The organism is Agromyces sp. NPDC058126 (assembly GCF_042884595.1).
Taxonomy (GTDB): Bacteria; Actinomycetota; Actinomycetes; order Actinomycetales; family Microbacteriaceae; genus Agromyces.
Map to the genome: position 1 here is coordinate 386,949 of NZ_JBHVTS010000005.1, position 7,966 is coordinate 394,914.

The 7,966-nt window shown below is 71.4% G+C and carries 7 protein-coding genes and 1 pseudogene; 7 read left to right on the forward strand and 1 reads right to left on the reverse strand.

What is annotated here, in order from left to right; all coding sequences use genetic code 11:
• Position 1: 1 nt before the first annotated feature.
• From ACFVTR_RS16730 to ACFVTR_RS16740, 3 genes are read left to right on the forward strand one after another with little or no spacing between them, the layout of a single operon-like run.
• On the forward strand, positions 2-904 hold the full coding sequence (locus tag ACFVTR_RS16730; protein WP_387039133.1) for an ABC transporter permease: 903 nt from the start codon (positions 2-4) through the stop codon (positions 902-904).
• On the forward strand, positions 897-1,739 hold the full coding sequence (locus ACFVTR_RS16735; RefSeq protein WP_387039136.1) for an ABC transporter permease: 843 nt from the start codon (positions 897-899) through the stop codon (positions 1,737-1,739). Before ACFVTR_RS16730 ends, ACFVTR_RS16735 begins: the two co-directional genes overlap by 8 nt.
• Entirely contained in the window at positions 1,736-2,908 is a 1,173-nt protein-coding gene (locus ACFVTR_RS16740) for an ABC transporter ATP-binding protein (RefSeq protein WP_387039139.1), read from the forward strand. The genes ACFVTR_RS16735 and ACFVTR_RS16740 overlap by 4 nt, the downstream gene beginning before the upstream one ends.
• Here ACFVTR_RS16740 and ACFVTR_RS16745 read toward each other — a convergent pair.
• Entirely contained in the window at positions 2,878-3,498 is a 621-nt protein-coding gene (locus ACFVTR_RS16745; RefSeq protein ID WP_387039141.1) for a TetR/AcrR family transcriptional regulator, read from the reverse strand. The two genes, ACFVTR_RS16740 and ACFVTR_RS16745, sit on opposite strands and share 31 nt — an antisense overlap.
• A gap of 130 nt (positions 3,499-3,628) precedes the next feature.
• On the opposite strand from ACFVTR_RS16745, the gene ACFVTR_RS16750 reads away from it, so the two are divergent.
• The 4 genes and pseudogenes from ACFVTR_RS16750 to ACFVTR_RS16765 all read left to right on the forward strand — a co-directional run.
• On the forward strand, positions 3,629-4,930 hold the full coding sequence (locus ACFVTR_RS16750) for a glycosyltransferase (protein ID WP_387039143.1): 1,302 nt from the start codon (positions 3,629-3,631) through the stop codon (positions 4,928-4,930).
• Positions 4,927-6,345: an NAD(P)/FAD-dependent oxidoreductase gene (locus tag ACFVTR_RS16755; RefSeq protein ID WP_387039146.1), complete on the forward strand. Its 1,419-nt coding sequence runs from the start codon at positions 4,927-4,929 to the stop codon at positions 6,343-6,345. The genes ACFVTR_RS16750 and ACFVTR_RS16755 overlap by 4 nt, the downstream gene beginning before the upstream one ends.
• A gap of 37 nt (positions 6,346-6,382) precedes the next feature.
• Positions 6,383-7,837 carry an aminobutyraldehyde dehydrogenase gene (locus ACFVTR_RS16760; protein WP_387039148.1) on the forward strand — a complete coding sequence of 485 codons (1,455 nt, stop codon included), beginning with the start codon at positions 6,383-6,385 and terminating at the stop codon, positions 7,835-7,837.
• Positions 7,838-7,866: 29 nt separating this feature from the next.
• Positions 7,867-7,966, forward strand: a pseudogene (locus ACFVTR_RS16765) (UTP--glucose-1-phosphate uridylyltransferase); the annotation flags it as partial.

The following is a 7,966-nucleotide window of genomic DNA, read 5'->3' on the forward strand; positions in this document are numbered from 1 at the left end:
CGTGACCTCGACGCTCGACCCGAAGGCCCCCGCCGTGCGCGCCCCGCGCGCGCGGCGGGGGTTTGCCCCGGTCCCGTTCCTCGCGCCCGGCACGATCTTCCTGATCGTCTTCATGGCGATCCCGGTCGGGCTGCTCGCCTTCTACACCTTCTTCACGCGCGGCCGGTTCGGCGGCATCGTGTTCGAGTTCACGCTCGACAACTGGGTGAAGCTCACCGAGCCCCTCTACCTCGGGGTCATCGGACAGTCCGTGCTGATCGCGCTCGTCGTGACCCTGCTGGCGCTGCTCCTCGGCTACCCGATGGCCTACGCGATCGCGGGGCTCTCGCCGAAGTGGCGCACCGTCGCCCTCGTCGCCATCGTGCTGCCCTTCTGGACGAACTTCCTGATCCGCACCTATGCCTGGATCCTGCTGCTCAACAACGCCGGCTGGGTCAACCAGTGGCTGCAGGGCCTCGGCCTCATCGACGACCCGATCGCGATGCTGTACACGCCGCAGGCCATCGTCGTCGGGCTCCTCTACATGTACCTGCCGCTCATGGTGCTGCCGCTCTACGCCTCCCTGCAGCAGCTCGACCCGTCGCTGCGCGAGGCGGCGACCAACCTCGGCGCGACCGGGTGGCGGGCCTTCCGCACCGTGACGCTGCCGCTGTCGCTGCCGGGCGCCCTCACGGGCTGCATCTTCGTGTTCGTGCCGGCGATGTCGAACTTCGTGATCCCCGAGCTCATCGGCGGCGGCAAGACGATCATGGTCGGCAACCTCGTTCGCGATCAGTTCTTCGAGGCGCGGGACTGGCCGTTCGGCGCCACCCTCGCGCTCGTGCTCACGATCATGCTCGTCGGCGTGATCCTGGTGCAGACCGCCGTCTCGCGGCGGCTGACCGAGGGGAGCCGCCGTGGTTGACGTGCAGAACCCGCCAACGAGCGCGATGCGCGAGGCCGATCCGGCCGCGACGCCGCGCGCCGTGCGCAAGCCCCGCGGCATCCTGGTGCCCCTCTGGCTCGGCTACGCCTTCCTCTACCTGCCGATCCTCGTCGTCGTCGTGATGAGCTTCAACGACTCCGAGAACCTCTTCGTCTGGCGCGGCTTCTCGCTGCGCTGGTACCCCGAGCTCTTCGCCGACAAGGCGATCATGCAGGGGCTCGTCAACACGCTCATCGTCGCGGCGGGCGCCACGGCCATCGCGACGGTGCTCGGCACGCTGCTCGCCTACGGCATCCAGAAGTACACGCGCGGCGGGCTCATCCGGGCGTTCGCGATCGCCCCGGCGATCCTGCCCGACCTGCTGCTCGGCATCGGGCTGCTGACCTTCTTCTCGCTGCTGTCGATCACGCTCGGGCTGCACTCGGCGATCCTCGCGCACGCCGTCTTCGCGACGGCGTTCGTGACCGCGATCGTGCTCGCCCGCATGGCCGGACTCGACCCGAGCCTCGAGGAGGCGTCGCGCGACCTCGGCGCAGGTCCCGTGCGTACCTTCATACGCGTCACGCTGCCGCAGCTCGCGCCCGGCATCGTCGCGGGGGCGCTGCTCGCGTTCACGCTCTCGATCGACGAGTTCGTGATCGCGTTCTTCACGACCGCGCCCACCCAGCCGACCCTGCCGATCGTCATCTACTCGATGGTGCGCTTCGGCGTCACGCCCGAGGTGAACGCCCTCGCCAGCCTCCTCCTGCTCGTGAGCATCGTGACGGTGATCGCGGCGCAACGACTGACCCGACTGACAGGAACCACGAAGTGAGCACCGCACCCCTCCTCCACGTCCACGGCGTCCGCGCGGTCTACGGCGACACGGTCGCCCTGCACGACGTCTCGCTCGACATCGCCCACAACGAGTTCTTCGCCCTCCTCGGCCCGTCGGGTTGCGGCAAGACGACCCTGCTGCGCTCGATCGCCGGGTTCGAGACCCCGGCCGCCGGACGCATCGAGATCGACGGCGACGACCTGCTGCAGATGCCCCCGCACAAGCGACCGGTCAACATGATGTTCCAGAGCTACGCGCTGTTCCCGCACCTCTCGGTCGAGAAGAACGTCGCGTACGGGCTCGAGGCCGAGGGCGTCGGCCGCGCAGAGACCGCGACTCGGGTCGCCGAGGTCATGGACGTGGTCGGCCTCGGCCAGCTCGCCAAGCGTCGCCCGGGCCAGCTGTCGGGCGGCCAGCGCCAGCGCGTCGCGCTCGCCCGCGCGATCGTGAAGCGGCCGAAGCTCCTGCTGCTCGACGAGCCGCTGTCGGCGCTCGACCGGCAGGTGCGGGCGTCGATGCAGCTCGAGCTCAAGCGACTGCAGCACGAGGTCGGCCTCACCTTCGTCGTCGTCACGCACGACCAGGAGGAGGCGATGTCGATGGCCGACCGCATCGCGGTGCTGCGCGACGGCCGGCTCGAGCAGCTCGCGACCCCGCAGGAGCTCTACGCCAACCCCGCGACGCGATTCGTCGCCTCGTTCATCGGCTCGGCGAACCTCCTCGACGGGGTGGTGCGCGCCGGGCGCGTGGAGGTGCCGGGCGTCGGCGCCGTCGAGGTCGCTCCGCACGCGCTCGCAGACGGGGCCGCCGCGACGGCGGTCGTGCGCCCCGAGGACGTCGTGCTGACGGCCGACGCCGCCACGGCGGTGCTGCGCGGCGAGGTCGTCGACACCTACTTCCTCGGGGGTGCCTCGACGCTGTCGGTCGAGGTGCCGGGGGTCGCCGCACCGATCCTGGCCACGGTGCACGGCGCGAGCGGGTTCGCCCGCGGCGACGCGGTGGGCGTTCGGTTCGGGCGGGCGGCCGCGGTCGCCCGCGATGGGGTCGCCGTCGCGCAGCCGACCGGTGCCGTCGACGCCGGCTCGGCCGACGCCGGGTCCGGTCGCGTCGCAGGCGGCTCGGCCGGCCCGTCGCCTCAGGAGGAGGCGGAGGGGGTCAGCGCATGACCCGTCGCGAGCCTGGCGCTCGCGACGATGAGTTCGAGCGCCCCGTCGTGGTCGATCGTCGGGTGGCCGGCGATGATGCGGTAGCCGTAGGCGTCTTCGAGGGCGACGAGGTTGCGCGCGATCACGAGCGACGGCTGGCTGAGCGTGAAGATGCCGCGCGCGGCCCCCTGCTCGAGCACCACCTGGTACATGCCGACCTGACGGTCGAAGAGCGTGGTGAGCAGCGACGCCATCAGCGGGTTGCGGCCGGCCGAGCCGCCGAGCTCGCAGAGCAGCCGCACCTCGGTGTCGCCGGGACCGCTCGGCAGGCCCGACTCGGCCAAGGCGAGCAGACGCGCCACCGGGTCGTCGGGAAGCTGTTCGAGCATGCGCACCCGCGCCTCGTAGAACCGCTCCATGCCGGCCCGGTTCGCCTCGAACATGAGCTCGTCGATGTCGGGGTAGTAGTAGAGCACCGCGCTCGACGTGAGCCCGGCCTCTTCGGCGACGCGGTTGAGCCTGGCGCCGTCGGGGCCGTGCGCCGCGATGGCGCGCTGCGCCGCTGCGACGAGCTGGCTGCGTCGCTCCTCCTGACGTTTCGGCCGCGCCATCCTGGTTCCCCTCACCGACGAGTTCTCTGCACCGTCGGTCAATGATACGTCGATCCGGCCATATTTCACGGAAGTCTTGACAACTCGAATTCTTTTCATCACCATTCAATAAATTGACGAAGGAGTCACCATGGGCGACGAGCGCCGAACGTTCCTCTTCATGCCCGAGAGCGCCTACGGGCCGACGAACAACTGCATCGGGATCGGCAACGCGCTGCTCCAGCGCGGCCACCGCGTGGTCTTCGCCGCCGAGCGGTCGTGGGAGGGCAAGCTCACCGCGCTCGGCTTCGAAGAGGACCTCGTCGACCTCGCCCCGGCCCCCGAGGAGGAGGTCGAGCAGGACGCCGGCCAGTTCTGGAAGGACTACATCCGCGAGGTCTCGCCGGAGTTCCGCAAGACGACCGCCGAGCAGCTCGAGACGGTGACGCTGCCGATCTGGCAGGCCCTCGTCGACGGCGCGAAGTATTGCGAGCCGCAGCTGAAGGCGATCATCGACCGAGTGCGGCCCGACGTCATCATCGAGGACAACGTGATCGCGTTCCCCGCCCTCGTCACCGCGGGCGTGCCGTTCGTGCGGATCGTCTCGTGCAACCCGCTCGAGGTGCCGGGCGAGCACATCGCGCCCGTGTTCTCGGGACTCGGAAAGGACGAGCGCGACGCCTGGCCCGCGTTCCGGGACGAGTACGAGCGCACGCATCGACAGCTCTGGACCGAGTTCGACGCCTGGGTGCAGGAGCAGGGGGCGCCCGCCCTGCCCGACCTCGAGTTCATCCATCAGGGCGACGCGAACCTCTACGTCTACCCCGAGGTGCTCGACTACCACGTCGAGCGCCCGCTCGAGGAGAGCTGGCACCGGCTCGACTCGTCGGTGCGCGAGACCGAGCAGGCGCCGGCCGAGCTGCCCGCCTCCTTCACCGACGGCAGCCGCCCGCTCGTCTACTTCAGCCTCGGCTCCCTCGGCTCGGCCGACGTCGAGCTGATGCGGCGGGTCATCGCCGCGCTCGCCGACCAGCCGGTCGACGTCATCGTCTCGAAGGGGCCGCTGCACGACGAGTTCGAACTCGCCGACAACATGTGGGGGGCCGAGTTCCTTCCGCAGACGAAGATCCTGCCGCTCGTCGACCTCGTGATCACGCACGGCGGAAACAACACTACGACCGAGGCGCTGCACTTCGGTAAGCCCATGGTGCTGCTGCCGCTCTTCTGGGACCAGTACGACAACGCCCAGCGGGTGCACGAGCAGGGGTACGGAATCCGCCTCGACCCGTACCGGTTCACGCCCGAGGAGCTCGCCGGCGCGGTGCGTTCGCTGCTCGACGACGCAGCGCTGCGCGAGCGCGTCGCCGCCGCAGGCGCCGCCATCCGATCGCGCGACGGCGTCTCGGCGGCCGCCGACGTGATCGAGCGGGTCGGCGCCAGGGAACGGGTGTGAGCGCCACCCGCACCGGGGCCCGATCCGCACTCGCCGACGCGGCACCGCGTCCGTTCTGGACCGACCGCGGCCGCGACATCGGTGCGCCTGGGCCGCGCCCGTCCCTCACCGGTCCGACCGAAGCCGACCTCGTCGTCGTCGGCGCCGGCTTCACCGGGCTCTGGACGGCCTGGCGGGCCCTCGAACGCGACCCCGGGGCATCCGTGGTCGTGCTCGAGGCCGAGCGCGTCGCGCACGGCGCGACCGGTCGCAACGGCGGATTCGTCTCGAGCTCGCTCACCCACGGCCTGACCCACGGCACCGCGATCTGGCCCGACCAGGTCGGCGCCCTGCACGAGGAGGGCGAACGCAACCTCGCCGAGCTCGTCGCGACGATCGAAGCCGCCGGCATCGACTGCGGGCTGAGCCGCGCGGGCAAGACGACGCTCGCGATCGAGCCGTGGCAGCTCGACGGCCTGCGCGAGGCGCAGGAACTCGGGGCCCGGCACGGCGTCGACCTCGAGCTGCAGAGCCGCGACGAGGTGCAGGCCGACGTGCACTCGGCGACCTACCTCGGCGGCCTCCGCGACCGCACCGGCACCGTGCTCATCGACCCCGCCCGCCTCGCCTGGGGCATGGCCGCGGAGCTCGAACGCCGCGGGGTTCGCGTGTACGAGGCATCCGCGGTGACCGGCATCGACCGCCGCGGTGAAGGTGTGCGTGTGCGCACCGCCCTCGGCCACGTCGATTCGCGGAACGCGGTCATCGCGACCGCCGCGTACCCGGCGCCGTTGCGGCGGCTGGGCAACTACATCATGCCGCTCTACGACCACGTGCTCATGACCGAGCCGCTCGACGGGGCGCAGCGCGCCGCCGTCGGCTGGGCCGACGGGCAGGGACTCACCGACGCCGGCAACCAGTTCCACTACTACCGGCCCACCGCCGACGGGCGCATCCTCTTCGGCGGCTGGGACGCCGTGTACTACTTCGGCGGCAAGGTCGACGCGAGCCTCGAGCAGCGGGACGCCTCGCATGAGCTGCTCGCCGAGCACTTCTTCACGACGTTCCCGCGGCTCGAGGGGCTGCGCTTCACGCACCGCTGGGCCGGCCCGATCGACTCGACGACGCGGTTCACCGCCGCCTACGGCACCGCCCGCGGCGGGCGGGTCGCCTACGCGGTCGGCCACACGGGCCTCGGGGTGGGCGCGTCGCGATTCTCGGCGGATGTCGCGCTCGACCTGCTGTCGGGGCAGCCGACCTCGCGGCTCCGGTACGACATCGTGCGGCGGCGCCCGTTCCCCATCCCGCCCGAGCCGCTGCGCAACCCGATCGTCCAGTTCACGCGGCGCTCGATCCTCGCCGCCGACGCCCACGAGGGCCGGCGCAACCTGTGGCTGCGCACCCTCGACCGCTTCGGCCTCGGATTCAACTCCTGAAGCCGCACCAGACCCCCATCCGAGAGAGGAGCTCGCCATGAGCACCGGAACCTTCATCGGCGACTACCGCGCCGGCACCGGCGGCGATGCCGTCATCACGAACCCGGCCACCGAACAGGAGGTCGCGGCGTTCACCTCGTCGGGCGTCGCCGACGTCGACGAGGCGGCTGCCGCGGCACGTGCCGCGCAGCCCGAGTGGGCCGCGAAGACGCCGGGGGAGCGCTCGCTCGCCCTGCTGCGCCTCGCGGACGCCCTCGAGGCCGACGCCGAGCACCTCGCGAAGCTCGAGGTCGAGGACTCGGGCAAGCCGTGGACGACCGCGTTCGACGGCGAGCTGCCCTTCGGCATCGACAACCTGCGGTTCTTCGCGGGCGCCGCCAGGTCGCTCGACGGCACGGGCGCCGGCTCGTTCTCGAACGGCTACACCTCGATCCTGACCCGGCGCCCGGTCGGCGTCGTCGCCGGCATCACGCCGTGGAACTTCCCGCTCATCATGGCGATCTGGAAGGCCGGTCCCGCGCTCGCCGCAGGCAACGCCGTGATCGTGAAGCCCGCCCCGGCGACCCCGCGCACGACCCTGCGTTTCGCCGAGCTCGCGGTGGAGGCCGGGCTGCCCGCCGGGATCTTCAGCGTCGTCACGGGCGATGCCGAGGTCGGGCAGGCGCTCGTCACGCACCGCGAGGTCGACATGGTGAGCGTCACCGGGTCGACCCAGACCGGCAAGGCCGTGATGCGCGGCGCGGTCGAGGGCGTGAAGCGCGTGCATCTCGAACTCGGCGGCAAGGCGCCGGTCATCGTCTTCGCCGACGCCGACCTCGGTGCGATGGCGCAGGCCGTCACGATGGGCGCCACCTACAACTCGGGCCAGGACTGCACCGCGGCGACCCGGGTCTACCTCGAGCGCTCGGTCTACGACGACGGGGTCGCGGCACTGCGCCAGGCCGTCGCGGGCGTCGTCGCGGGCGACCCGATGGATCCCGCGACGCACATCGGTCCGCTCGTGTCGCGGGCGCACCGCGAGCGCGTCGAGGGCTTCGTGTCGCGCGCCGTCGCCGAGGGCGCCGAGGCGCTCGTCGGCGGCCGCTCGCTCGACGGCATCGGCTCGTACTTCGCCCCCACCCTGCTCGTCGGGGCGGCGCAGTCGTCGGAGATCGTGCAGGGCGAGGTGTTCGGCCCCGTGCTCGTCGTGCTGCCCTTCGACGGCGAGGCCGAGGGCATCGCGCTCGCGAACGACAGCGCCTACGGCCTCGCCTCGTCGGTGTGGACGAGCGACGTCGGGCGGGCGCTGCGCGTGAGCCAGTCGCTCGACGTCGGCGTGACGTGGGTCAACGACCACCTGCCGATCGCGTCGGAGGCGCCGCACGGCGGCGTCAAGGGTTCGGGCTTCGGCAAGGACATGTCGATCGAGCCGCTGCTCGACTACTCGGTCACGCGGCACCTCATGATCCGGCACGCGCCTCCGCCCGAGACGAGCGGGTTCCGGCCGGCGTGAGCCGAAGCGACGATGACGAGGAGACGACGATGACTCAACGGATCACGAAGGCGGTCATTCCTGCGGCTGGGTTGGGGACGCGGTTCCTGCCGGCGACGAAGGCGATGCCGAAGGAGATGCTGCCGGTGG

Coding starts and splice junctions, on each gene's coding strand:
- ACFVTR_RS16745 (WP_387039141.1), bottom strand. CDS start 3,498: ATGGCGCGGCCGAAACGTCAGGAGGAGCGACGCAGCCAGCTCGTCGCA.
- ACFVTR_RS16750 (WP_387039143.1), top strand. CDS start 3,629: ATGGGCGACGAGCGCCGAACGTTCCTCTTCATGCCCGAGAGCGCCTAC.
- ACFVTR_RS16760 (WP_387039148.1), top strand. CDS start 6,383: ATGAGCACCGGAACCTTCATCGGCGACTACCGCGCCGGCACCGGCGGC.